The organism is Gemmatimonadota bacterium, assembly GCA_009835325.1.
Lineage (GTDB): Bacteria > JAAXHH01 > JAAXHH01 > JAAXHH01 > JAAXHH01 > JAAXHH01.
Genome location: VXWP01000010.1, coordinates 1 through 24,158, shown reverse-complemented (window position 1 = coordinate 24,158; position 24,158 = coordinate 1). Strand labels below are relative to the sequence as shown.

Sequence of the window (24,158 nt, the reverse complement as noted above, 5' to 3'; positions counted from 1 at the left end):
GGCGCCGCCTGACGCCCTTACCCGATGAGCACATCCATGTCCACCAGGGCGGAAATCGTCATCTGCGGCGCGGGTGTGGCCGGCGTGTCCGCCGCGTATCATCTCGTCGTTCGCCGCGGCGTGCGGAACGTCGTGCTCGTCGACGAAAGACCGCCGCTTTCCCTGACCAGCGCGTACGGGACCGAAGCCTACCGCAACTGGTGGCCCGACCTGCCCATGTTCCGGTTCGTCAGCCGGAGCATCGACCTGCTGGAGGAAGTGGCGGCGGAAAGCGGGAACGCGATCCGGATGAACCGCAGGGGCTACGTGTTCCTGACCGGCGACCGGCGCCGCGTTCCTAAGCTAAAGGAAGAGGCGGCAGTGGTGGCCGGTCTGGGTGGTGGCTACCTGCGTATTCATCGCGACGGCGGATCCTATGTGCCTTCACAACCGGAGGGATTGCAACCGGATCTGACCGGCGCGGACCTCGTAATGGATACGGAGACGATCAGAAGGCTGTATCCCTTTCTCACGGACAATACGGCCACCATGCTGCACGTGCGCCGGTGCGGCTGGATGGACGTCCCATCGCTCGGCCGGTGGATGCTCGACCGCATCGCCTCCGGGGGCGGCCGGATCGTCCGGGGCAAGATCACGGGCGTCGACACGAAGAACAACCGGATCACGGGCGTTAGACTGGAATCCGGAACGGTCCTCGAAACCGGCAAGCTCGTCCTCGCCGCGGGACCGCTGGTCGGGGAGGCCGGCCGGCTGCTGGACCTGGACATACCGGTCTTCATGGAACTGCACGGCAAGATCATCGTGGAGGACACGGCCGGCGTCCTTCCGCCCGACGCCCCCATGTTGATCTGGACGGATCCGGTCGAGCTGGTCTGGGACGAAGAAGAAAGACGGCGGCTCTCCTCCAGCTCCGACACCCGCTACCTCGTCGAACCCTTTCCCGCGGGACTCCACATCCGTCCCCGGTTCCGGGACGGAAAACAGACTTTCCTGGGCATCTGGACCTATGACGTCGCGCCACGAGAGGCGGTGTTCCCGCTCGTGTTCGATCCGGCCTACCCGGTGATCGTCCTGCGCGGGCTCGCCCGGATGATCCCTGGCATGAGGGCGTATTTTGATACGTCGGACGCACTGCCGGTCGACGGCGGCTACTACTGCAAGACCCCGGACAACCGGCCGTTGATCGGCCCACTGCCCGTCGAAGGCGCCTACATCGCCGGGGCGCTTTCGGGCTACGGCGTGATGGGTTCGCAAGCGGCGGGAGAGCTGGTTGCGGCGCATGTCACCGGCGCCTCGTTGCCCGACTATGCGCAATCTTTCTCCTTTAATCGTTTCGAAGGTCTTTCGGACGCCGATATGGCCGGCATGCGGAGTGCGACAAGCGGACAGTTATGACTGGCCGGATCGCGGCGCATGTACCATGGGAATCCCGATGAACGCTTTGATGATCCAGGGCACGGCCTCGGGCGTAGGCAAATCGCTGCTGACTGCGGGGTTATGCCGGTTGCTCGCCCGTTCCGGTGTGAAAGTGGCTCCTTTCAAACCGCAGAACATGAGCAACGCGTCTTCCGCCTGTCCCACCGGCGGTGAAATCGGACGCGCGCAGGCTCTGCAGGCCTTCGCATCCGGTATCGAACCCACCGTGGACATGAACCCCGTCCTGATCAAGCCGGAGGCTGACAACGTGGCGCAGCTTGTCGTGTGCGGCGAGGTACGTGGCAAGCTCATGGCCGGTCGGTTCAAGGAAGACCGGGGCAAGTTGATGCCCGAGGTGCTGGCGGCGTTCGACCGGCTTCGCCATGCCCATGATTGGGTCGTCGTGGAAGGCGCGGGATCGCCGGCGGAACCCAATCTCCGCGAGGGAGACATCGCCAACATGGGTTTCGCCCGGGCGGCCGGTATCCCGGTATGGCTAGTCGGAGACATCGACCGCGGGGGCGTTTTCGCCGCGCTGCTCGGTACGATGGAGGCCCTGGAAGCGGAGGACCGCAGGCTCGTGGAGGCGATGATCGTCAATCGATTCCGGGGCGAAGCGTCCCTGCTGGGCGACGTATTCCATTGGCTCGAAACCCGGGCGGGCACGACCGTACTCGGTTGGCTACCGTACTTTCAGGATCTGGGACTCCCGGAAGAAGACACTCCCTATACGGGCATGGATCGCTCGCGGCGTACCGCGAAGCCCGGCGATGGCCTCAAGTTGCGCGTCGCCGGCATCCACTATCCGAGAGCGAGCAATACAACCGACCTGGATCCCTTCCTGCACGACCCGAAGGTGGATTTTGCCTGGCTGCGCGACCCCTCGGAACTGACCGGGCCGCATGGATGGGACCTGGTCGTCCTGCCCGGCTCGAAGTCCACTTCCGCCGATCTCGCATGGCTGAGGGAGCGCGGCTGGACACCGGCCCTCGAACGGCACCTTCGATACGGGGGATGCTTACTGGGAATCTGCGGCGGGGCGCAGATGCTCGGAAGACGTATTCTGGATCCCGGGGAGATAGAGGGACCCGCCGAATCGGAAGGACTGGCCTGGCTGCCGATCGAAACCGAGATGCAACCGGACAAACGGGTTCATCCGTTGACGGCCCGGGCGAAATGGCCTGCTGATTTGCCGTTCACCGGGTACGAGATCCGGCACGGACGCAGCAGCGGGGATCCCGACCTGTTCCCCTTCTGCGCACGCTCAGACGACGGCAGGATACTGGGCACGTTCATCCATGGACTCTTCGATGATGGGAAGTACCGGGGCGCGGTACTCGAATCCTGGCTGAACTGGACGAGCAGTTCCGAAGAGCATGTCACGGCCCGGTGGACCCGCGACCTGGACCGGATCGCCGACGCCATGGCTGAAAACCTGAACCTTTCGCTCCTCTCGGGCAGAATCGGGATCAGTCCGGGTTGACGGGTTCCTGCCGGATGATTTTGTTTTGGTCCAATATCGGGCCGATAGTATAATCTCTCAGTTCGGACTACATGCCATGTCCAATTTGAATGCCGTGTCCGATTTGAATGCCATGTTTAATGTAAACGCCGCACCACATACCCCGACGATGGTGAAACTCGTCCTAAACGAGAACTGAGGTCCCATGTCGACGTATGACTACGACCTGCTCATACGGGTGGGCCGCGTATTCTGCGCGGAAACCGGCCTGGACGGACCAGGCGCCGTGGCGTTGAAAGACGGGCGCATCGCGGCGTCCGGACCCGGAGTCGAGGGTTCCGCCGCCATGTCGTTCGACTTCCCCGACGCTGTGGCGATGCCGGGACTGGTGGACCTGCACGCCCATCCGGCCAGGGGCGGTTCGCGATACGGTGTCGACCCCGACGTCCACTTCCTGTCCCGTGGCGTTACGACCGTCATGTCCCAGGGCGACGCCGGCGCCAACAACTGGCTGGCCTATCGGAACCGCGTGATCCGGGGATGCAGGACGCGGGTGATCCTCGCCATCAACCTCTCGATGCACGGTGAATCCCATCCGGATGCCTGCTTTCCGGACCTGGAAGCCGCGGACGTGGAGGCCTGCGTTTCGGCCATCGAATCAGGAGGAGACGCCATCTGGGGCATCGCGGCCAATACGGGCCCCAGCAATCCCACGCCGCCAAGGGAGATCATGAACCGGGCGCTGGCGGCCTCCGAACGAACCGGCAAGCCCCTGCTGGTCGGCACGCGCCTGTCCAGCGACTGGTCCCTCGACGACCAGTTGCCGCTGCTGCGCGCCGGAGACGTGGTCACCTACTGCTTCAACGATTTCCCCGAGAGCGTGGTGAAGGACGGAAGGATCCGGCCCAGCGTACGAGACGCCCGGGAACGGGGCGTCCTCTTCGATATCGGCCACGGCATGCGGTCCTTCAGCTTTCCGGTCGCCGAGGCGGCCATCGCCGACGGATTCCTGCCCGATACCATATCCACCGACCAGTACAGCCGGCACGTTGGGAGCGACCCGCAGCACGACCTGCCCCGGACGCTGTCCAAGCTGATCGCGGCCGGAATGTCAGAGCGCGACGCCTTCCTGCGGGTGACGAGCCGTCCCGCGGAAGTCCTGGGGTTGAAGGGCGAGACCGGCACCCTGTCCGCCGGCGCCTGCGGCGACGTGGCGGTGCTGCGCTGGAACGATGACGCGCCGCCGTTGTGCGACGTGGACGGTGTGGAACGGCCCGGCGGCTGCTGGGAACCCGTCCTCACGGTCCGGGCGGGCATCGTATGAAATCGAGCGACAAGGCATAAATCTTGCGATTCCAAGCGGATCGGCAGCCGGCCTGAAACCGGTTTTGCGGTTCAGGTCCATGCTCAACCCGGGAGATTTCAACATGGTATACGGATCGGGAGACTACACCTACGAACTTGTCGAGGGCTGGGGAGGCGGACCCGCCGGCCGGGACCTCGGCGTGGTATCATCCATGGCCGTTGACTCGCGGGACCGCGTGCACGTCATAGACCGGGAACCCAGTCCCGCCATCGTCGTCTACGACCGCGACGGCCGGTTCCTGTACGACTGGGGCCAGGACATCTTCAAGGTGCCTCACTCTATCTGGATCAGCGAAGACGATATCATCTACATTACCGAAGTAGAATTGCATACGGTCATGACCTTCACCCTCGAAGGCAAATTGCTCTCCATGCTCGGCACATACGGCAGGCCGGGCGAACTGGGCCAGCCTTTCAATGCGCCCACCTGGGCGGTGCTCGGCCTGGACGACGACCTGTACGTGACCGACGGCTACGGCCAGCACTACGCGCACCGATTCACGACGGACGGGGAACTGCTTTGTACCTGGGGCGGTCACGGCAGCGAGGCGGGGCAGTTCGACACGCCCCACTGCGTCCGTGTCGACAAGGACGGCCGGGTCCTGATCGTGGACCGGGGGAACGCGCGGGTACAGATTTTCGACGCCGAAGGCCGGTTTCTCGAATCATGGGACCATCTGCTGGCCGCGAATGACCTGTACATCGACCCGGATGATGTGGTGTATCTTGCTGAGGCACCGGGAAGGGTCAGCATCCTCAACCTGGACGGCGAGGTACTGTCGCAATGGGGTAACCGGGACGAAAAAGACGGGGTGTTTGTGGACGCACCCCACGGGATCTGGGTGGATTCCCACGGGGACGTCTACGTGTGCGAAGTACCCTTCGCGCACAACCGGATTCAGAAGTTCCGGCGGGTGTAGCGGAATCGCAGACCTCGCATAGCGGTTCAGTGGAAGGAACACCGGCTTGAAGGACCTCGGGCTCTTGTGGCTGGTTCTGTCAGTCGCTTGTGCGGCGGCCTGCGGCAACGACGCGGACAGTCCCATTTCCACGACACCTGATCAAGGCCCGTTCGACGACGCCCCGAAGATCGGAAACGTCGTCTTCAGTCCCGGCGACGTCCGTTCCACCACCCAGTGGGGCACCGATGACTATGAACTGAACGAGGCCGCCGTCAGGGGAGATACGCTCGCAGTTACCGTGTCGTATAGCGGTGGGTGCAAAGCGCACCGGTTTACGCTGATCGCCGCCGATTCCTTCATGGAGTCGGATCCCGTACAGCTCGATGTCGCCATCGCCCACGACGCCGACGGCGACCCGTGCGAGGCTTACCCTACGGAAGACTACCACTTCATCCTCGACCCGATCAAGGCGCGGTACAAGGCGTCGTATGGCACCGGGTCAGGCACCATCGTCCTCGGCCTCGATCGCGCGCCGGGCGGACCACTCGTTTATACATTCGACTAGAGGTATACACCATGTCATTCAGAATACTGGACCAGGGTATGATCGCCCGCCAGCCGTCGACCGGTCCGGACGCGGTCGCGGCCTGTTCCCGCTGCGTGGTCACGGCGGATGGCGGCCTGGTCTGTTCCTTCGCCGTCCAGGAAGCCCTCGGCCAGAACGATTTCAAGCAGGTCATCGTCCGCTCTGAAGACGGCGGCGGAACGTGGGCGAAGCCGGTCTACCTGTGGCCCCATCTGCACGATGATTTCGCGCACATCGGGTCGATCAGCCAGGCGCCGGACGGCACCTGCTTCATCTCGGGTATCCGCATTCCCATCGACGAGCCCGGTGAATCGTTCTGGCGGGACGAGACCCAGGGCATCAAGCAGAACGCCATGTTCTGGGCATCGTCCGCGGACCAGGGCCTGACCTGGACCGACCCTGCGCCCATCGTCCTGCCCGCCTCCGGTTCGGCCGAGGCGCCCGGCGCGCTCACCGTGACGCGCGACGGGACCTGGATCTGCTGCTATTCGCCTTACAACACCTTCGATCCCTCCGTGGAAGTAGATCGAAACCAGGTGGTCTACCTGCGCAGCACCGATCAGGGCAAATCGTGGACCCATGGAACGATGCTGCGTTTCGACGATGCCGGATCGACGGCCGCCGAGGCCTGGGTCGTGGAACTGGCCGACGGACGGCTCCTCGGAGCTTGCTGGCATATCGCCCCGCACGGCAAGCCGGATTACCCCAACGCGTACGCGCTGTCCCACGACGGGGGGCTGACCTGGACGCCGACCCGCTCCACGGGCACGCTGGGCCAGTCCATCTCGCTGACCGCCCTGGCGGACGGACGGGCCCTGATGGTATACAACCAGCGGCAGCACGGAGATCCCGGGATACGCCTCGCCGTCGCTCGGCCCACGGACGATGATTTCGGCGTGGAAGCGGACGAACTCGTCTGGAAGGCCGAAGTCCGGACCCAGAGCGATACGTCCGGCGATCACGACGACTGGCAGGACTACTCCTTCGGCGAACCCGCGGTGACGGTGCTCCCGGACGGCGCGTTCCTGGTCGTGTTCTGGCTCATCCAGCCCGATGTCCGAGGCATCGGCTACGTAAAGGTGAGGTAGGGCTTTGACCGGCGCCCGGATCATGCTGGCCCCGCTGATCGCGGCGCTGGTACGGCACGCCATCTTCGCGATCGCCCTCCCCTGGCTGATCCTGCACCGTACCGCGGGCATGGAGGAGATGCGGTTCGATACCGGCTTTCCGGCCGCCGGATCGGTCCTCATCGTCCTGGGCGCTGCCCTCTACATCCGCGCCTTCGCCGAACGGATTCGCATGGCGGCGATCGTGACCGCTGCCGCAGGAGCCTTCGAGCGCGACGAATCTTCCCGGGATGCCCGGGAAACCACCGATATGACCGCGAGAGATGCCCGGCCGATCTGGTCGACCGGCGTCCATGGCTGGTCCCGCAACCCCCTTCAGCTTGGCGTTTTCCTCATCCTGATCGGTGAGTGCCTGGCCTTCGAGTCGCTCGCGCTACTCACATACGCGGCACTGTGCTGGTCGGGTCTGACACTGTACCTGATCTTCGTCGAGGAGCCGGCCCTTCGGCGCAACCTGGGTGACGAATACCTCCGCTACTGCCGTCAGGTTCCACGCTGGTTGCTGCGTTTTCGGTTCCGTAAACTTTCCTGATCAACTTCGGCGTTCCCGTCCGGTCGAGTTCAGCCGTGTACAGTTGAGCGAAACTGCCATTTTGGCATATCTGCCATTTTGGCAGTTTGCGTCGAGCCTATTCCGGTTTTTTAACCGTTTGAGATTGCAGTTTTGCGCGAAAACGGGTCGAAATCGCCGGAGCAGCAGCTAAGTCAGCCATGGCACATGTTTTGCGCTCAATATAGTTCGGAATGCGATGAATCAGGACCCTATCAGGATATAACAGGTGAGGAGGGACCCCATGCGAACGGATAAACTGACGCAGAAATCGATGGAGGCGATCCAGGTTTCCCAGGAGATCGCCCGTGGCCGCAACCACAGCCGGCTGGAACCCGCGCACCTGGCGCTGGCCTTGCTCGAACAAGAGGAAAGCCTGGCGGCCATCCTGCTGGAAAGGGCGGGAACGGATCCGACCCGGATCAGGGAGGGACTGGAATCAGCCCTGGAAAAGCTACCCAGGGTTACCGGCGACGGCGCATCGCTCTATGCCTCCGATGCCTTTCAGCGAGTCATGGACCGGGCGCTGAAAGAGGCGCAGAAACTTAAGGACGAGTACATCAGCGTGGAGCATCTGCTCCTGGCCCTGCTGGATGACGGCGGGGAGGTACATCGCGTCATGAAAGAGGGCGAAGTACGACGCGAGGGGATCATGAAAGCCATGAAAGAGGTTCGGGGAAGCCAGCGCGTCACGAGCCAGACGCAGGAGTCCGGCTACCAGGCCCTGGAGAAGTTCAGCAGGGACCTGACCGACCTGGCCCGGGAGGGCGGACTCGACCCGGTCATCGGCCGGGACGAGGAGATCCGGCGGGTGATCAAGGTGCTTTCCCGGCGGACCAAGAACAATCCCGTGCTCATCGGCGAACCCGGCGTGGGAAAGACGGCCATCGTGGAAGGACTGGCCCAGAAGATCGTGGCCGAGGACGTCCCGGAATCCCTCAAGGGACGCAAGGTGATCAGCCTCGACATGGGTTCCATGCTGGCAGGGGCCAAGTTCCGCGGCGAATTCGAGGAGCGTTTCAAGGCCGTGCTGAAGGAAGTGGAGCACGCCGCGGGCGACATCGTGCTGTTCATCGACGAGATGCACACCATCGTCGGCGCGGGCGCCGCGGAAGGCGCGGTGGACGCGTCCAACATGCTCAAGCCGGCGCTGGCGCGGGGGACCTTGCGCTGCGTGGGCGCGACGACCCTGGACGAATACCGCAAGCATGTCGAGAAAGACGCCGCCCTGGAAAGGCGGTTCGCGCCCGTATACGTCGGCGAGCCGTCCATCGAAAACACCGTGTCCATCCTGCGCGGACTCAAGGAACGCTACGAGATCCATCACGGCATCCGCATCCGGGACGGCGCCCTGGTCACGGCGGCGACCCTGGCCGAGCGGTACATCAGCGACCGGTTCATGCCCGACAAGGCCATCGACCTGATCGACGAAGCCGCGGCGAACCTGCGAATGGAAATCGACAGCATGCCGGCCGAACTCGACGATCTCGAGAAGCAGATCCGCCAGCTCGCAATCGAGCGGGAAGCCGTTAAGCGCGAAAGTGACGCAGAGGAACGCCTCAAGCCCGTGGAAAGCAAGCTGGCCGACCTCGCAGCGCAGCGCAGCGTCCTGCGGGCCCACTGGCTCGCCGAGAAAGAGCTGGTAAAGACGATCCAGGAAATCAAGGAACAGACCGAGCAGCTGAAAATCGAAGCGGACCGGGCGCAGCGCATCGGCGATTACGAGCGGGTGGCCCGCATTCAGTATGGCGAGCAGCTGGAACTCAACCGCCGGCTCGAGGAGAAAAACCGGGCCCTCGCCGAACTCCAGCGGGAGCGCCGGATGCTGAAAGAGGAAGTGGACGAGGAGGACATCGCCCAGGTCGTATCGAAATGGACGGGCATCCCGGTGAGCCGCCTGGTCGAGGGCGAGGTCGAGAAGCTGGTCCAGATGGAGTCCCGCTTGCACCAGCAGGTGGTGGGCCAGGATGAGGCGATCGTCGCCGTGTCCAACGCCGTCCGGCGGAACCGCGCCGGCCTGGGTGACGGAAACCGGCCTATCGGCTCCTTTCTCTTTCTCGGACCCACCGGCGTAGGCAAGACCGAACTGGCCCGGGCCCTGGGCGAGTTTCTCTTCGACGACCGGGGCGCCATGATCCGCGTGGACATGTCCGAGTACATGGAGCGGCACGCTGTCGCCCGCCTCATCGGCGCGCCTCCGGGTTACGTGGGTTACGAGGAAGGCGGACAGCTCACGGAAGCCGTGCGGCGCCGGCCCTACCAGATCGTGCTGCTGGACGAGATCGAAAAGGCACACCCCGACGCGTTCAACATCCTGCTGCAGGTCCTCGACGACGGTCGGCTCACGGACGGCCAGGGCCGCACCGTGGATTTCCGGAACACCGTGATCATCATGACCTCAAATATCGGGACGGAGCACATCGGCGGTCACGACGCGTCCCAGGACGACCAGGTGCGAGCGGACGTGATGCGTGCGGTGCGGTCCCACTTCCGCCCGGAGTTCGTCAACCGGCTGGAGGAAATCATCCTCTTCCATCCCCTCGATCGGGACCACATCCGCGACATCGTCCGTATCCAGCTGGACGAACTGCAGGGACGGCTTTCGAAACAGGCCGGGTTGACGCTGGAACTGGCTCCCGAGGCCGAGGCACTCCTTGCGGAGGAGGGCTATGAGCCTCAATACGGCGCACGGCCCCTCAAGCGGGTGATTCGCAAGTTTGTCGAGAACCCGCTGTCCATGGCGCTGATCGAGGGCAGGTTCCGGGAAGGCGACGCGATCCGCGTGGTCCGCGAAGGCGACCGCCTGAACTTCGTCCGGCAGGATGAGGCCGCGGCCGCGTGACGCCGGTCCCCGTGACCGGCTTCGCCCCGCATACACGCGCATACAATTGAATTGACGGCGGATGGCCGATTGTTCATCTTGATCTGGCGGAAACCGCATACCCTGTCGGGACTTGCCGGACGGGTCTTGCGGGTGACCCCTCACCACGACGCTTCATCAACCGCCGCTTAAATGAACAGACGATCCTTTCTGCGTAAATCCGCCGGGGTGACCGGCGCGGGCGTCCTGGCGGGACTGGTCGGCGGCCGCGAGTCCGCGGTCGGCCAGACGACCGACCCCTACGGACCATCCGGATCCATTACGGACATCGAAGGAATCAAGGCCGGGCACTTCACCGACCCACGACGTCCGACGGGCTGCACGGTGATCATGGCCGAGGAAGGGGCCGTAGGCGGCGTTGACGTGCGCGGCGGCGCACCGGGCACCCGGGAGACCGACCTGCTCGATCCCGTGAACATGGTGCAACAGGTCCACGCCATTGTCCTGTCCGGCGGCAGCGCCTTCGGCCTGGACACGGCCACGGGCGTGATGCGCTACCTCGAGGAACGATCCATCGGCTTCGACGTACGCATCGCCCGGGTTCCGATCGTTCCGGCCGCGATCCTCTTCGATCTCGGCATCGGTGGCAAGCCTGAGATTCGCCCCGACGCGGAAGCCGGTTACCGTGCCTGCCAGGCCGCGACATCGGATCCGGTCCCCGAGGGCAGCATCGGAGCGGGCGCCGGCGCCACGGTGGGCAAGATGTCCGTCGGCGCGCGAGGCACGCGTACGGCCATGAAGGGCGGCATCGGCAATGCCTGCTTCACCACGCCCGACGGGCTCAGGGTCGGCGCCATCGTTGCGGTGAATGCCGTGGGCGACGTGTACGATCCGGATACGGGCCGCGTGCTTGCCGGCGCCAGGATGCCTGATGGGTCGGGATTCGTCCACGTGGCCAGGAGGATTCGCGAGACCGGGTCACTTCGTCTGGAAGCGCCGCCCGGGAACACGACCATCGGCGTCATTGTGACCAACGCCGCACTGACCAAGACCCAGGCCAGCCGCATCGCCCAGGTCGGGCACGACGGGCTCGCCCGCGCCATCAACCCGGCCCACCTGCAGGCGGACGGGGACACCCTCTTCGCCATGGCCACCGGGTCCTGGGAAGGCGACGTGAACCTGTCCCTGGTTTCGATTCTTGCGGCGGAAGCCGTCACACGGGCCATCATCCGCGCTGTCGTCACGGCCGAAGGCCTGCCCGGTTATCCCTCCTATTCGGAACTGAACGCGGGATGACGGGAAGCGCAACTGAAGCTCTATGTCCCCCTACGTAACCGCCCTCCTCGTTTATTCCCTCTTCCTCATGGCGATCGGCTGGTGGACGTCGCGGTCGGTCCGCCGCGCAGAGGACTTCTTCGTGGCCGGCCGGAGGCTCTCCCCCGCGCTGCTGTTCGGCACGCTGCTGGCCGCCAACCTGGGCGCCGGTTCCACGGTGGGTGCCACGGGCCTCGGGTACACGCACGGGTTTTCGGCGTGGTGGTGGGTCGGGTCCGCGGGTATCGGTAGCCTCATCCTGGGCCTGACCGTGGGGCCCCGAATGTGGCGCGTGGCAAAGGAACAGAACCTGTACACGGTCGGGGATTACCTGGAGCACAGGTACAGCCGCGGCGTCCGGGGTCTCATCGCCGTGCTGCTGTGGTTCGGTTCCCTGGCGATCCTCGCCGGACAGCTTATTCCGCTGGCCTGGATCCTCAATCTCGTACTGGGCATCCCGAAGTACGTCGCCTGCCTGGCCGGCGGTGCGGTGGTGGTCGTGTACTTCACCTTCGGGGGGCTGACGTCCACCGCCCGGGTCAACATGGTCCAGTTGGTGGTGAAACTATCCGGCTTCATCCTGGCCTTTCTCCTGATCGTATCGGGGGCCGGTCTCCTGTCCGGCGAGAACGCGGCGCCTACCGGTTTCGAGAGCTGGTTCGGGGACGATCCTTCCCGCATCTGGGGTTACTTCATCGTCCTGGTGCCCGCGTTTATCATCTCGCCGGGCCTTCTGCAGAAGATCTACGGCGCCCGGGACGCCCGGGCGGTCCGGCAGGGGGTCTGCACGAATGCCGTCGCCCTGATGCTCTTCGCCTTCATCCCCGCGCTCCTCGGCATGGCGGCCTACCACACCTTCCCGTCCCTGGATTCGCCGGACCTCGCGCTGCCCCGACTGCTGATGGATGCCCTGCCCTTCTGGATCGGCGGGCTGACGCTGGCCGCCGTGTTCTCCGCCGAGATCAGTTCCGCGGACGCCGTGCTCTTCATGCTGACCACTTCCCTGAGCCGGGACCTGTACCAGACCTATATCGAACCCGGCGCTTCCGAGCAGCGGATGCTGGCCGTCAGCCGGATAACGGCCGTGGGCGCAGGGCTCGCGGGCGTGGTCCTGGCGGCCGTGCTGCCGGACGTCATCACCGCGCTGACCATCTTCTACAGCATACTGTCCGTGGCGCTCTTCGTGCCCTTGATCGCGGGACTGTATTCCACCAGGCCGAACGCGAACGGCGCCCTGGCGACCATCGCCGGTTCCGTCCTGGTGATGATCCTCGTGCATCTGTGGTCGAACGGCGGCGGACTGGCCGGCATATCCCCGGCGACCTGGGGCATTGGAACGGCCGTGGTGATCATGGCGCTGCACATGATGTCCCGTCGCGGGACGGAACCCGCTGGGTGACATCAGATTCGACCAGGCAGCGCGCAATGACGCGAATCTGAATCAGTCTGAACAGCAACCTCAACCCAACGAAGGAGGAAGACATGCTCAATGACCTGCGGGGTGTAATTCCCCCGGCGACGACGCCATTCTCCCGGGACGGCGCCGTGGATCTCGGGGCCATGAAAGAACAGGTCAACTGGTTGATCGACCAGGGGGCGCACGGTATCGCCGTGGGCGGAAGCACCGGTGAGGGCCATACGATCGACGTCGATGAGTTCCGCGGTCTCGTGGACACGGCCCTGGACGCGGCGGCGGGACGCGTGCCGATCGTCGCCGGCATCATCGTCGACAGCACCCGCGATGCGGTCCGAAGGGGGCAGGCCATCGCCGACCTCGACGTGGCGGCGCTCCAGGTGACCCCGGTCCATTACCTCTTCCGCCCGGACGACGATGCCATGCAGGAGCATTTCAGGGTAATGGGCGAGGAAGTGGAACATCCCATCATCATCTACAACGTGGTACCCTGGAGCTACCTCTCGCCGGAACTGCTCTGCCGGATCATGGATGAGGTGCCCGGCGTGGTCGGCGTCAAGCAGAGCGCCGGCGACCTGAAGCTCTTCGCCGACCTGTTGATCATGGCCGATCCCGAACACCTGCTCTTCTGCGCTGTGGACGCCCTGATGTATTCGGCTTACACCCTGGGCGCCCGCGGATCGATCGCGGCCATTCTGACGGCGGCGCCCCGGGCGTCGGTGAATGTATGGGACGCGGTACAGGCGGGCGATCACGCACGGGCCCTCGATCTGCACCGGAAACTCCTGCGTCTCTGGAACGCCATGTCCGGGACGAACCTGCCGGCCTGTACCAAGTACGCCCAGACGCTGCAGGGCTGTCCCGGCAGATTCCCACGCGCCCCCATGCACGATACGACCGACGAGCAGAAGCGGGGCATCGAGGAAGGACTGGCACTCCTCGGCGCGCTGGACGGATAGCATGACAGCTTCGGATCACATGACCGCTTCGGACCCGCTTCCCGTCCGCATCGACCCGGACCGGCTGGCCCGGATCATGGACCGTATCTTCGAACGACTGGGCCTTGAAGGCGATGAAAGACGGGTGGTCACCGAGCGGCTCATGGAAGCTTCCCTCTCCGGCTACCATTCCCACGGCGTCATGCGGATCACCATGTACACGGAGGGCATCCGCGCAGGCAACATGATCCCGGGCGCGCCGCTGGACGTCCTGGGTGAGACCGTCTCCACGGTGCACCTGGACGCCAACATGGGCATGGGCCCCTGGACGGCCACCGAGGCCATGAAACGTGCGGTCGGCAAGGCCGAAGCGACGGGGGTCGGCTGCGCGAGCGTCGTGAACGCCAACGACATCGCCCGGCTGGGGGGATACGTGGAACAGCCGGCGAAAGAGGGTTACATCGCGCTGCTCATGACCAACGACGCCGGGGGCAATCCCTGTGTGGCGCCGTGGGGCGCGACCTCGCCCCTGATGAGCACCAATCCCATGGCCGTCGGGATCCCCCGTGAAAGCGGCGACCCGATCCTCATTGACATCTCCACGGGCGTTACGTCCGAGGGCGGATTGAAGATGCTGCGCAATAAGGGCCGAGCGGTGCCCGACGGCTGGCTCATCGAGAGCGACGGGCGAACCACGACGGATGCCGAGGCTTATTTCTCCACGCCCAGACGGGCGGCGATCCTGCCGTTGGGCAGTCTGCTCGCGGGACACAAGGGCTTCGCGCTGAGTATACTGGTCGACGTGTTGACCGGCGGCCTGAGCGGCGCGGGCTGCAGCGGCCGATCCCCGGAGGACCTGGACCAGAACGCCCTGTTCATCCTCGTCATCGATCCGGAGATGTTTGTTTCCAGGGCCGCCCTATCCGCTGAAGTGGATCGGCTCGCGGAAAGCATCAAAGGCGCGCACAAGGCGCCCGGCGTGGACGAAATCCGGATACCGGGCGAAGGCGCGCGTCGCAAGCGGGAGCAGCAAATGGCAAAGGGCATCGAAGTCGATCCGCCCGTCTGGTCCGCCATACAGGACATCCTGGACGAACTGGGCATCGGGCGAGACAACGTGTAATCCGGCCACTTCGCCGTACCGCCTGCTCAATTTCCGCCGTACCCTACCCGGATACCCAGGTAGCCCGTAATGCCCACGGTCCCGTAGCCCAGGACCTCCTCGTACTTCGTATCGAAGAGATTGTCGACCCGGCCGAACAGTTGAAAGTTCGGCGTGATCTTCCAGTTGGCGGCGACATTCACGATCCCGTAGCCGTCCAACGTAACCGGTGTCGCAGGCCAGGTGGAAAAGTCGTTATCCCGCCGTTCCCCCGCGAACCGGTAACTCAGGTTCAGGTCGAACCCCGGCCGTACCCGCTGATCCAATACGATCCCGCCGCTGTGCCGCGGCCGCCGCAACAACTGCTCATCCGATTCGTGGTCCTTTGAATCGGTAAAGGTGTAGTAGGCCCGCAGAGATGTTCCCGCGCTCCCCGAATACCTGCCGGTCAACTCCACGCCCTTGCTCGTTGCCTTGAAGACGTTCTTGTAACTGGAGGTCGCACTATCCCATCCGACCATGTTATCGTAGATATTGTCGAAGTACGTCACACCGGCCGCAAGACGCTGGTCAGCCGTATATTGTTCGATCCCCGCTTCCCAGCTTTTGCTCGTACCCGCTTGAAGCGTGGAATCACCGAAGGATGAATACAGCTGGAACAGTGAAGGCGCTTTGTAACCCGTACCGTAAGCGCCTTTTATCCTGGTCCCCGTCTCCTCGAAGAATACGTTTGGTGCGAGGTTGTAGGTAAATTCGGATCCGAACCGGTCGTGGTGATCGACCCGGATGCCCGCGGCGGCGAACAATGCGTCGCCATACTGCAGCATCTCCTGCAGGTATACGCCTGTCGTCCTCGCCGTCTGACGGTCGAACTTGCTCGAAAACGGCCCTTTTGACTCCGATTCTCCCTGTTCCGACTCGGTTTCCGCGCCGAACACGACGGTATTCCCCTTGGATAGTAACAGCGTGTGCTGCCAGTCCACTTTGTGCAATCGCGCGTCGAAGGTGGAATTGGAGGCTGTCTCCTGGTTGGCGTCCACCGGATTGTCGTCTTCTCTGCTGTGGTCGACCAGGCTGTAGCCCAGGGTCTGCTTCCAGCGTTGCGACCAGAGCTCGAAGGTCGCGGAGGGCCGGACAAACAGCTGTCTGGACATGTTTATCCGGTTCGGATCGTCTCCATTGGGTCCGGTTCCGTTGTCGATATCGGCGCGGCCGTCCGTGTACCGGACGTTGAGATCGACCGAAGCGCCGGCGGAAGGCGTCGCCCCGAAACGGCCACCCAGCGTGGTATTCCGATAACCATCTTCTTCCATGTTCCCCAGGGCATTCGCCGATATACCCTTCGTGTTGAGGAACGAGCCGTCCATCGCATACGTGTATTCTGCTGTGCCCCCGCTCAATCCCGCCCGGCTTCGAAACGTACCCAGCGCGCCACCCTCGATGGAGGCATCGATCTTCGGCGGACCAGCTCCCTTCTTCGTAATGATGTTCACCACGCCCGCGATGGCATCCGATCCGTAGAGTGTGCTCTGGGACCCGTACAGCACCTCGATCCGTTCTACCTGGTCGACGGTCAGATGCGCCGGAGTGAAGCTGCGTCCGGGAGACATGGGATCGTTTACTTCGACACCGTCAATCAGAAACAGGGTGTAGGCCGATTCGGCACCGCGAAGGAAAACAGACGCGTTCTTGCCCGGTCCCCCGTTCTGCGCTACGCTCAGTCCTCCCACGTTACGCAACACTTCAGCGACCGTCGCCTGACCGCTGCGAGCCATGTCTTCCGCGGTGATTACGGCGATCGAACTCGAGACCTGCCGCAGGGGCGTTTCGATCTTGTTGCCTGTTACCACTACGGTGTCCAGAATGTACCTGGGCGCCTGGTCCGACGTATCCTGTGTATCCTGCGTATCCTGGGCGAGTCCTGGCATGGCGGAAAACAGGATCAAACAGAACACGGATTTCAGTGGGCTTCGTAGGTTTTTCATCATTTTGGACTCCTGACCTGGCGATTCGATTGAGATTTCGATATCGGCGACACGAAAAGGGGCTTTCTGGATACTGCGTCAGGCTGTTTTACAAGGTGACCTCCCATTAAACAAAAATCCCCGCACCTGACTATGTCAGATACGGGGATGCCGTTTATCATCCTCGGAGCGTGGTCCGCGCTATACCACGCCCCAGGACACTTAGCCGGAGCGTCTAAGCCGGATGGCCACGCTTTCCATTATCCATGTACACCGGACGACTTCAGTCCACGGAAGTGCCGATGAAAACTATGGCGCAGGTCGGTCTTCTGGCTTCCGGATCGTTCTACTCACCGCGCCTTCCCATTCCTTTCGGAACAGTGGCTCGAGCCCTTAAGCTCATGATGCGGCTTTCGTCCCCGGTCACAGCGACGGGTCCGCGACGGATTCGCACCGTCTTCCCAACTTCTCACCTGCTGAGGTCAATGTAGTGCCATCTCGACGGGAGATCAAACGAAAAGTGTGAATTTTCTTGAGGTACCCACCGCTCCGTGACTAATATGCCATGCACTGCAACCCATGCATGGCAATGATGGAATTCATCGGGGCGAAAACTCGAACGGGACAGACAGGATGTCGGATAGCATAAAAGTCGGCCTGCTGGGGGTCGGTTTCGATGCAAACTCGACTTTTCGCCGCGGGCCGGCCTCCGCGCCTCCGGCAATCAGGGCCGCGCTCGGGTCGGAATCTGGCAATCCATACTCCGAGACCGGCGTGCGCGTGTGGCCGAGCGACAGCGTGCTCGACCACAGCGACCTCGAGGTACCGGATGAAAAAGGCGCGCGCGAACCCATCGATGTCATCGAGCGTGGGGTCAGGCAGGCACTGGACGAAACGTCTCGGCTCGTCGTCCTGGGCGGCGATCATGCGGTCACCTATCCCGTAGTTCGCGCTTTCGCCGCGAAACACGGCCGGATCAGCCTCCTGCACTTCGACGCGCACCCGGATCTGTACCCCGACTTCGAAGGCAACCGCTATTCTCACGCCTGCCCCATGGCCCGCATCCTGGAAGACGGCCTCGTCGAGCGACTGGTCCAGGTCGGTATTCGAAGTTTCACACCCGCGCAGCACGACGCGGCGAAGCGACACAACGTCGAGGTAATCCCCGCCTTCTCGACCGGACCGGTTCCCGCGCTGGCGTTCGACACGCCGGTCTACATCTCGATGGACGTCGATGCGCTCGACCCCGGTTTCGCGCCGGGCGTCTCCCATCCCGAACCGGGCGGACTGAGCGTGCGCCAGGTGCTCGAGGTCGTTGCCGAGATGCGTGCGCCGTACGTGGTCGGCGGCGATGTGGTCGAGCTCAATCCGAAGCTGGACCGGGACGGCGGGACGGCGATCGTCGCCGCGAAACTGACCTGTGAACTATTGGGGCGCGTCATCCTCGATGCGCGGATGGAATGATCCTGCCGCGCCCATAGCCTATGGCCGGTCACCTAAGTACGGAGAGCAGTTCTGTTTCCAGACCAGCCAGGACCGGTTACCGTTCGACGCAACCACTAAGTGATCTTTGAACTTATCAGGTATATTGGTGATTTTATCGTGCGAGCCTTCGCCCGTCACGAACAGGTCGTCGAGCGTAGTCTTTTCATGAAACAACCTGGTCCTCCCTTCATGCACGGCGTCATATATTTTGGAAATCAGCTGTCTGAACTCTTCTTCTAAGTCATCGGTCAGGGACTGTTCTCTGAATTTTCACTTGCCTCCTGATATGGTTCCTTCAACCACTTGAGATGATGAACTACCCATTCACCACCGGGCATTCAACTGCAGAACCCACCGTGTTTCGACGAGGGGTACCTTGAGTTGATCGTAACGGGTCTGGCGGGTCCGCGTGTAGCGAACCAGAGTTGAAACGCCCGGTCCGACCGGTCCGTATAGCAGGATAACCCACCTCGCGCGGTGATTCGTATTAAACAGGGATGCCGAAGATTCCGGACCGGAGAACCCGGCAAGCGTATCCTCCGGCGTGGGAAATCCGGCCAGCGTGTATTCCCACTGCGCGGACAGGCTGAAGCGGTCTTTGGATCGGTACCGCATGTACAGCCGCAGATCGTGTTCGGGCTTCAAACCGGACCGGCCGCGCCGCTCGTAGCGGGCTCGCCACTGGACCCGGTCCGGCACCCGCCAGGCCACCTGTCCCCGCCAGGTGTCCAGCAAGGCCGATCCGGTGACCTGACGCTCATCCGTTTCACGGCGCCACACTCCTGAGGCTATGACACCGCGCCCCATTCTGCGGCGAAACCGCATGGTACTGCGCCGATACAGTTCCAGGTAGGTCAACCGGGGTTCGATGCTCAGTTGAAGCGTGGTCCGGCGATCCGGCCGCCAGCGCACAAGCAGGCTCTGCCACGTTCTTTCCGACTTTTCAATCAACCGTGCATCCGGCTGGCGGTGGAAGGTCAGTCCGCCTTCCACGCCATCCATGCTCCAGACCATGCCTCCCTGAATAGTCTGATAACCCTCGCCGTCGATCGCCATTTCACCGAACAGGTTCGTGCCGCCGTATAGGAAGTCGAGGTCCGTACCAACGCGCAGGCTACCATCCGATTGCAGGACCGAGATACCGACCAACCCTCCGTTCCGGTTCCAGCCAAGGCGGCCGCCTGGCTCCCATTTGCCTGAATCGGTCCGCGAAAGGATCCCCGTCAGGCTGAATCCTCGACGGTCGATCCGCAGCGCCGCGCCGAGCCGAGCGCCCGATGCATAGGTCGTCCGCACGGGCCGCAGGCCACGGATGCGGCGTTTCACCGACGCGCTGAGACTGGCCGTGGAGGGCCGGATCGAATGGCTGCGCCATATCAGTCCCTGGCCGAAATCCTTTTCAAAATACCCAAGGATCAGCCTGCGGGAAGTAGCCGAACCGCCGAATTCCACGTATCCGGACCGCCACCGGGTTTCGCCGCCCCGGTCCCGGCGTTCGCCCCGTCCTCCCAGCTTGAACCTGCTTCCCAGTCCAATGTCCGCCTGCATACCCAGGACTCCGTTTCCCGGGGTGTCGGGACGGTCGGTGCGGCTTCGTGCCACGCGCAGGCGCCCGGTGGAATCGAAACTTCGATCGTCCCCTGCGCCGCCTCCTGCCGCGCGAACAAAGGGACTGATCCTCGAAACAAGGGCAGGCGTGAAACCCTGAACCCGTATGAGTTCGCCGGCGTTGCCGAAGGGGCCGTGTCTTTCACGCCAGGTCACGATCGCGCCGGCGAGGGCAGGCGTGATCCACGGAAGCTGTTCCAACTCGGTACGGCCCGCCCGGTTGATATCGAGCGGGTCGCGTCGCAGCGATACCAGCAGCGCGATGTCCTCCGGATCGACATCGGCGGCTTCCCGGTCGATCAGCGCATCGATCGAGTAGTCGAGATCCTGGGCCGCCCGTTTTTCAGGCACGCTCATCATCGTCGCAAGGGAACCGACGGCCAGTACGCGCCACATTGGTTTCATGAACAGACGCATATCAACCGAACTCCATGGTAAGGGAAAACCGGTGCGTGATGCCGAGGAGGGCGTGGGACGAGAGGGCGTAGTCCGTTTTGACCCGTCCCTTCGACAGGCCCAGGCCGACGTAGAACAGAGAAGGATCGGTGGTCAGACCGGCACGGATCGTAACGGACTCGGCCAGGCGGAATTCCTGGCCCACTCTCGTGGTGTAGCCATGACGGGGGTGGCGGTCGAGCTGGAAGGAAACTGTCAGACGGTCTCCCGTCCGGCTCAAGCCCGCCTGGATGATGCGGGGGCTTTCCGCGGCGGGACCGGATTGAGAAAAACGGCCGACGGCATGAGCCATCGCACCAAGACGAAGATCGTAGGGGAGATCCAGAAGGATCCCCGCATCCATCGCAACGGCGGAAGCGCCTTCGTAGTTTTCAATGGAAAGGCTCAATCTGCGTAGGGCGAGTCCCGCATGGAACCGCCTGCCAAAGGACCGTCCGTAGGAGAGGCCGAAGACACTTTCCCGGTACAGCGAGCTACCCAGTCCGTGATAGAACAGGCCGAAGTGCCCCAGGCCCGTCGGCGCGACGGCGGAGACGGCCACCTGGGCCAGTTCCTTCATGCCGAAGAGCCGCGTATAGTAGCTCGTCAGGGCAAGCCGGCCTATCCTGGGCGTACCGCCCGGGTTCAGGAACGACGCTTCGGCGTCGTCCGCGACGGCCACGAAAGCACCCGCCATGCCGACGGGTCTGGCACCGGCGTAAACCGGTTCGAAAGCACTCCAGGCCGTACCCGGTGTCGCGAGTAATAATAAAAGCGGTAGAAGACGTTTCATTTTGGCTCCCATGTGAAGATGAACTGTTGAGTGACCGCTTCAATGCGGCATACCTCAACAGTCGGAAGCCGTTTTTGAAATCTCGCTTTCTACCGCAAAAAGTCGACCCGGGGCCGTCCCACTCTCGTGTTGACAGCAACCCCCGATCCCATATATTGAAGGTGGTGCGCCCCAGTAGCTCAGTCGGACAGAGCATCGGACTTCTAATCCGAGGGTCGCAGGTTCGAATCCTGCCTGGGGTATACCAACCTACCTATGTAAGACTCCCTGCCGTAATTCCAACGAATTGACCCACAGTTAAATCGTAGATTACGACAATGCGGATACAGATATGTGACCGTGACTTAATTGTATAAAAAGTTGCGTGGCTGCTCAGACTGTCACGTTCTTGCTGAGTACAAAACCGGGTTGTGACATTTTAGCGGGATGGAAGAGAAAGATTCAACGTAGGATTGAAGGTGCACTGTTGGGATGTATGTGAGTGAATACTGTGGAGTGTACGGGAAGGCATTGTAATAAAGAAACAATTAAGAAAACACAACAAGAGATCGAACCCTATATGATTAATCTACTAAATCCAACAATGTGTGGAGTTCCACTGCCAATTGGTTTCGTGTCAAGCAAGACACGTAAAACAAGACACAGGATTCTGGTATAAACCTATATTGACATTTTTTCTATAGGAGTGCTGGACCGTGTTGTTCGGATACTACTAAATCATTAGCCTCATTGGGAGTCATTAAAACCAAAATGCCCACTTCGTCCAGCTTGGATTCACTAGTACCTGAGGCGGCATCGAGAATGTGGTTGAACTGATAGCCACAAAGTTACTCTACAAGTGTTAGCCACTCAATCGAACGGAGGAATACTACGCCGTGTTCTCTTAAGAACGCCGGTTATTACTTCATGTTAAACAAGATCTGAGGACAAGGCGCAGGTCGTGAAACTAGTGATGAATTGTTACTACTCGATGAGTTAAGTGAATCCCCAAAACGATCCGATTCGATTTGGATGCCTTCAGAATTTAAAACCGAGATCGATCCGTAACTGGTCAACCGGCTGCGTGTTTATTATGCCATCGCAGTAGAATCTAACTGTTCTTTCTCCCAGAGGGGGAAGCCATCAGCAGGTCTAAAAGTGTCCACTAGGTAATAACACCGAACGCCGATGGCCGGTTTTGTTTCTCAGATGATAGAGACAATACTGCTTAGGGTAAATTCTCAATCAGTACACAAACTTTTGTCTCTTACACCAAATTCTCTGGGGCTCGTAGCAAACCGGATGATTCAATTCGAGACTCTTAACTGTCTCGGATCTGCACTCTCCGACTATTGAAGTCCATACTGGCATAGAACACCAATTTAATGCTTTAGTCAGGTATCTTATGATACAACAAAAAGTAATTACGTTATTGGGTATACCACATTCAAAATTCGGATATTTCGTTTCTGCTGATATCTGGTGTCAGTAACTGTGGCTAGTTAACGTCAGATTGACGGTCAGTTTTTATCCGTAAACGGCACCGACAGGAATACCCCATTGAAATTAATGAAAACGGCATCATTGGCAGATTTGTTTTACTCTACTACGTATTACAGGTTACTTCAAAGGTTAAAAAACCGGAGGCATAAGATATGGGTTGAACTTATGCCTCCGGTTTTACTTTAAAAGTAACTGTAACATCACCTACGACGTGCGTAGACTACCCAGGAGAAAAACACGTAATGGATCGAGAGCTAGGTTTTCAAAGTCCCAACTACAGGATTCGAAAGGCGTATTCAATATACCCAGCGCTTCCTTGTAAGCGTAAATCTTTCCTTTTTTATTTGGCGTAATGTAATTTTCACCAATACAACGCGAGTACGACTCGAAGCATGCGAAGATCTTTGCATGCTCTCGCTTTGTTATCTGTTCAAGTAAATCCTCAAGGGCACCATTTAAGTGGTTGTTTGGAAACAAAAAACATGGAACTTGTTGCTCTTGCTTCTCGACTATGATTCCACTCAGTGCGTCCCGGATTTGATCTAATGTATCTTCGAAAGATTGGTCGGCATCAAATACAATAACGACATTAACATCTCTCCGAATCAAGTCATCGATATCGTTTCTAAAACTATGTATATTACCTTTCCCCATTATTGGTCTAATTTCAAAATCCAAAGCAGGGATATTCAAAAACCGAATATATGAGTTGAGGAACTTTTCGTCTTCAGTTCCTTCGACTAAAATATGATTCAATTTCTTCCTTAGTGACGAATATCGATATTCGCATCGAGTGCTCCTGCCAACTCGAGTGGCGAATATCTATAGGCTTTGATTTGGTCAGAATCAAGCTTACTCAACCAATAGCAGGCAACTGAATCCTGTTCTCCGACTAGAACGTCATTCAGACCTTCTAACACATCTCTACTGTGAGTGGTAACAAATACCTGAGTGTTTGTGATTCTTGAATGCTCAAGGATCATACGCCAAAGTTCTGTAATAGAAGAGACATGGAAACCATTCTCAACTTCATCTATTATCAGGATTCCAGTCCTCGTTCCATAGAGCCCACTAAGAATCGTTAACATACGCCCCGGCCCACCCCCAAGATGATTAACCGGTAAGAACGAATCTAAGCCAATATCGACTGCGATAATCCTATCCAATGTTATTCTAACGTCCACCGTCTTAGGTTCGAATTTCCGTAAAAACTCTACGATAACATCCTTCTGTTTTGAATTTAACATTTCATCAACCAACTGTGGATCGTACATAACTTGGCGACTTATGAATCGGGCTAACGTGTTTTCCTTGTATCTTGCATCTGACTGGTAGACTAAGGGGGGCACTTCACCCTGTTGGGCCAAACGCAGTGTGCTAACATACTGTTTACC

General features: G+C 60.9%; 18 protein-coding genes, 1 tRNA gene and 1 riboswitch. Of the genes, 14 read left to right on the top strand and 5 right to left on the bottom strand.

Annotated features, from left to right (window positions below; all coding sequences use genetic code 11):
* The first annotated feature begins 24 nt into the window (after positions 1–24).
* The 12 genes from F4Z81_01080 (at position 25) to F4Z81_01025 (ending at position 15,018) form a co-directional block, all read left to right on the top strand.
* Positions 25–1,395 carry an FAD-binding oxidoreductase gene (locus F4Z81_01080; protein ID MXW03640.1) on the top strand — a complete coding sequence of 457 codons (1,371 nt, stop codon included), beginning with the start codon at positions 25–27 and terminating at the stop codon, positions 1,393–1,395.
* A gap of 37 nt (positions 1,396–1,432) precedes the next feature.
* Complete coding sequence (locus F4Z81_01075) at positions 1,433–2,899, top strand: cobyric acid synthase (GenBank protein MXW03639.1); 1,467 nt, start codon at positions 1,433–1,435, stop codon at positions 2,897–2,899.
* A gap of 184 nt (positions 2,900–3,083) precedes the next feature.
* A complete protein-coding gene (locus F4Z81_01070) occupies positions 3,084–4,202 on the top strand; it encodes a hypothetical protein (protein MXW03638.1) in 1,119 nt (372 codons plus the stop codon).
* Positions 4,111–5,163: a hypothetical protein gene (locus tag F4Z81_01065; protein MXW03637.1), complete on the top strand. Its 1,053-nt coding sequence runs from the start codon at positions 4,111–4,113 to the stop codon at positions 5,161–5,163. Before F4Z81_01070 ends, F4Z81_01065 begins: the two co-directional genes overlap by 92 nt.
* 46 nt (positions 5,164–5,209) lie before the next feature.
* A complete protein-coding gene (locus F4Z81_01060; protein ID MXW03636.1) occupies positions 5,210–5,710 on the top strand; it encodes a hypothetical protein in 501 nt (166 codons plus the stop codon).
* A gap of 11 nt (positions 5,711–5,721) precedes the next feature.
* Positions 5,722–6,819, top strand: a complete 1,098-nt coding sequence (locus tag F4Z81_01055) for an exo-alpha-sialidase (protein ID MXW03635.1) — start codon at positions 5,722–5,724, stop codon at positions 6,817–6,819.
* A 22-nt stretch (positions 6,820–6,841) separates the two neighbouring features.
* Positions 6,842–7,390 (top strand): isoprenylcysteine carboxylmethyltransferase family protein, encoded by a 549-nt coding sequence (locus tag F4Z81_01050; GenBank protein ID MXW03634.1) that lies wholly within the window; start codon positions 6,842–6,844, stop codon positions 7,388–7,390.
* A 262-nt stretch (positions 7,391–7,652) separates the two neighbouring features.
* Entirely contained in the window at positions 7,653–10,250 is a 2,598-nt protein-coding gene (clpB, locus tag F4Z81_01045; protein MXW03633.1) for an ATP-dependent chaperone ClpB, read from the top strand.
* Positions 10,251–10,421: 171 nt separating this feature from the next.
* Positions 10,422–11,525, top strand: a complete 1,104-nt coding sequence (locus tag F4Z81_01040) for a P1 family peptidase (protein ID MXW03632.1) — start codon at positions 10,422–10,424, stop codon at positions 11,523–11,525.
* A gap of 22 nt (positions 11,526–11,547) precedes the next feature.
* Complete coding sequence (locus F4Z81_01035; GenBank protein MXW03631.1) at positions 11,548–12,942, top strand: sodium:solute symporter family protein; 1,395 nt, start codon at positions 11,548–11,550, stop codon at positions 12,940–12,942.
* Between the two features lie 83 nt (positions 12,943–13,025).
* Entirely contained in the window at positions 13,026–13,916 is an 891-nt protein-coding gene (locus tag F4Z81_01030) for a dihydrodipicolinate synthase family protein (protein ID MXW03630.1), read from the top strand.
* 1 nt (position 13,917) lies between these two features.
* Entirely contained in the window at positions 13,918–15,018 is a 1,101-nt protein-coding gene (locus F4Z81_01025; protein ID MXW03629.1) for an Ldh family oxidoreductase, read from the top strand.
* Between the two features lie 26 nt (positions 15,019–15,044).
* Here F4Z81_01025 and F4Z81_01020 read toward each other — a convergent pair whose 3' ends face one another.
* The gene (locus tag F4Z81_01020; protein ID MXW03628.1) at positions 15,045–16,985 is read right to left on the bottom strand and encodes a TonB-dependent receptor; all 1,941 of its coding nucleotides are present in this window, start codon (positions 16,983–16,985) and stop codon (positions 15,045–15,047) included.
* A 277-nt stretch (positions 16,986–17,262) separates the two neighbouring features.
* Positions 17,263–17,453: riboswitch (cobalamin riboswitch) on the bottom strand.
* 141 nt (positions 17,454–17,594) lie between these two features.
* Between F4Z81_01020 and speB the strand changes: the two genes are divergently transcribed.
* Positions 17,595–18,425 (top strand): agmatinase, encoded by an 831-nt coding sequence (speB, locus tag F4Z81_01015; GenBank protein ID MXW03627.1) that lies wholly within the window; start codon positions 17,595–17,597, stop codon positions 18,423–18,425.
* 345 nt (positions 18,426–18,770) lie between these two features.
* Here the strand turns inward: speB and F4Z81_01010 are convergent, their stop codons facing one another.
* Both F4Z81_01010 and F4Z81_01005 read right to left on the bottom strand, forming a co-directional pair.
* Positions 18,771–20,471, bottom strand: coding sequence for a hypothetical protein (locus F4Z81_01010; protein MXW03626.1), 1,701 nt, complete (start codon positions 20,469–20,471; stop codon positions 18,771–18,773).
* Position 20,472: 1 nt separating this feature from the next.
* Positions 20,473–21,186, bottom strand: a complete 714-nt coding sequence (locus F4Z81_01005; GenBank protein ID MXW03625.1) for a hypothetical protein — start codon at positions 21,184–21,186, stop codon at positions 20,473–20,475.
* Positions 21,187–21,450: 264 nt separating this feature from the next.
* Between F4Z81_01005 and F4Z81_01000 the strand changes: the two genes are divergently transcribed.
* A tRNA-Arg gene (locus F4Z81_01000) sits at positions 21,451–21,524 on the top strand.
* Between the two features lie 1,444 nt (positions 21,525–22,968).
* Here the strand turns inward: F4Z81_01000 and F4Z81_00995 are convergent.
* Positions 22,969–23,520, bottom strand: coding sequence for a hypothetical protein (locus F4Z81_00995; GenBank protein ID MXW03624.1), 552 nt, complete (start codon positions 23,518–23,520; stop codon positions 22,969–22,971).
* An 8-nt stretch (positions 23,521–23,528) separates the two neighbouring features.
* On the bottom strand, positions 23,529–24,038 hold the full coding sequence (locus F4Z81_00990; GenBank protein ID MXW03623.1) for an ATP-binding protein: 510 nt from the start codon (positions 24,036–24,038) through the stop codon (positions 23,529–23,531).
* Between the last annotated feature and the right edge of the window lie 120 nt (positions 24,039–24,158).

Bases quoted from the DNA above. Each gene is read 5' to 3' on its own strand.
- F4Z81_01080 (MXW03640.1), top strand. From the start codon at position 25: ATGAGCACATCCATGTCCACCAGGGCGGAAATCGTCATCTGCGGCGCG.
- F4Z81_01075 (MXW03639.1), top strand. From the start codon at position 1,433: ATGAACGCTTTGATGATCCAGGGCACGGCCTCGGGCGTAGGCAAATCG.
- F4Z81_01070 (MXW03638.1), top strand. From the start codon at position 3,084: ATGTCGACGTATGACTACGACCTGCTCATACGGGTGGGCCGCGTATTC.
- F4Z81_01065 (MXW03637.1), top strand. From the start codon at position 4,111: ATGACGCGCCGCCGTTGTGCGACGTGGACGGTGTGGAACGGCCCGGCG.
- F4Z81_01055 (MXW03635.1), top strand. From the start codon at position 5,722: ATGTCATTCAGAATACTGGACCAGGGTATGATCGCCCGCCAGCCGTCG.
- F4Z81_01050 (MXW03634.1), top strand. From the start codon at position 6,842: ATGCTGGCCCCGCTGATCGCGGCGCTGGTACGGCACGCCATCTTCGCG.
- clpB (MXW03633.1), top strand. From the start codon at position 7,653: ATGCGAACGGATAAACTGACGCAGAAATCGATGGAGGCGATCCAGGTT.
- F4Z81_01040 (MXW03632.1), top strand. From the start codon at position 10,422: ATGAACAGACGATCCTTTCTGCGTAAATCCGCCGGGGTGACCGGCGCG.
- F4Z81_01035 (MXW03631.1), top strand. From the start codon at position 11,548: ATGTCCCCCTACGTAACCGCCCTCCTCGTTTATTCCCTCTTCCTCATG.
- F4Z81_01030 (MXW03630.1), top strand. From the start codon at position 13,026: ATGCTCAATGACCTGCGGGGTGTAATTCCCCCGGCGACGACGCCATTC.
- F4Z81_01025 (MXW03629.1), top strand. From the start codon at position 13,918: ATGACAGCTTCGGATCACATGACCGCTTCGGACCCGCTTCCCGTCCGC.
- F4Z81_01020 (MXW03628.1), bottom strand. From the start codon at position 16,985: ATGATGAAAAACCTACGAAGCCCACTGAAATCCGTGTTCTGTTTGATC.
- speB (MXW03627.1), top strand. From the start codon at position 17,595: ATGTCGGATAGCATAAAAGTCGGCCTGCTGGGGGTCGGTTTCGATGCA.
- F4Z81_01010 (MXW03626.1), bottom strand. From the start codon at position 20,471: ATGCGTCTGTTCATGAAACCAATGTGGCGCGTACTGGCCGTCGGTTCC.
- F4Z81_01005 (MXW03625.1), bottom strand. From the start codon at position 21,186: ATGGCGGGTGCTTTCGTGGCCGTCGCGGACGACGCCGAAGCGTCGTTC.
- F4Z81_00990 (MXW03623.1), bottom strand. From the start codon at position 24,038: ATGTACGATCCACAGTTGGTTGATGAAATGTTAAATTCAAAACAGAAG.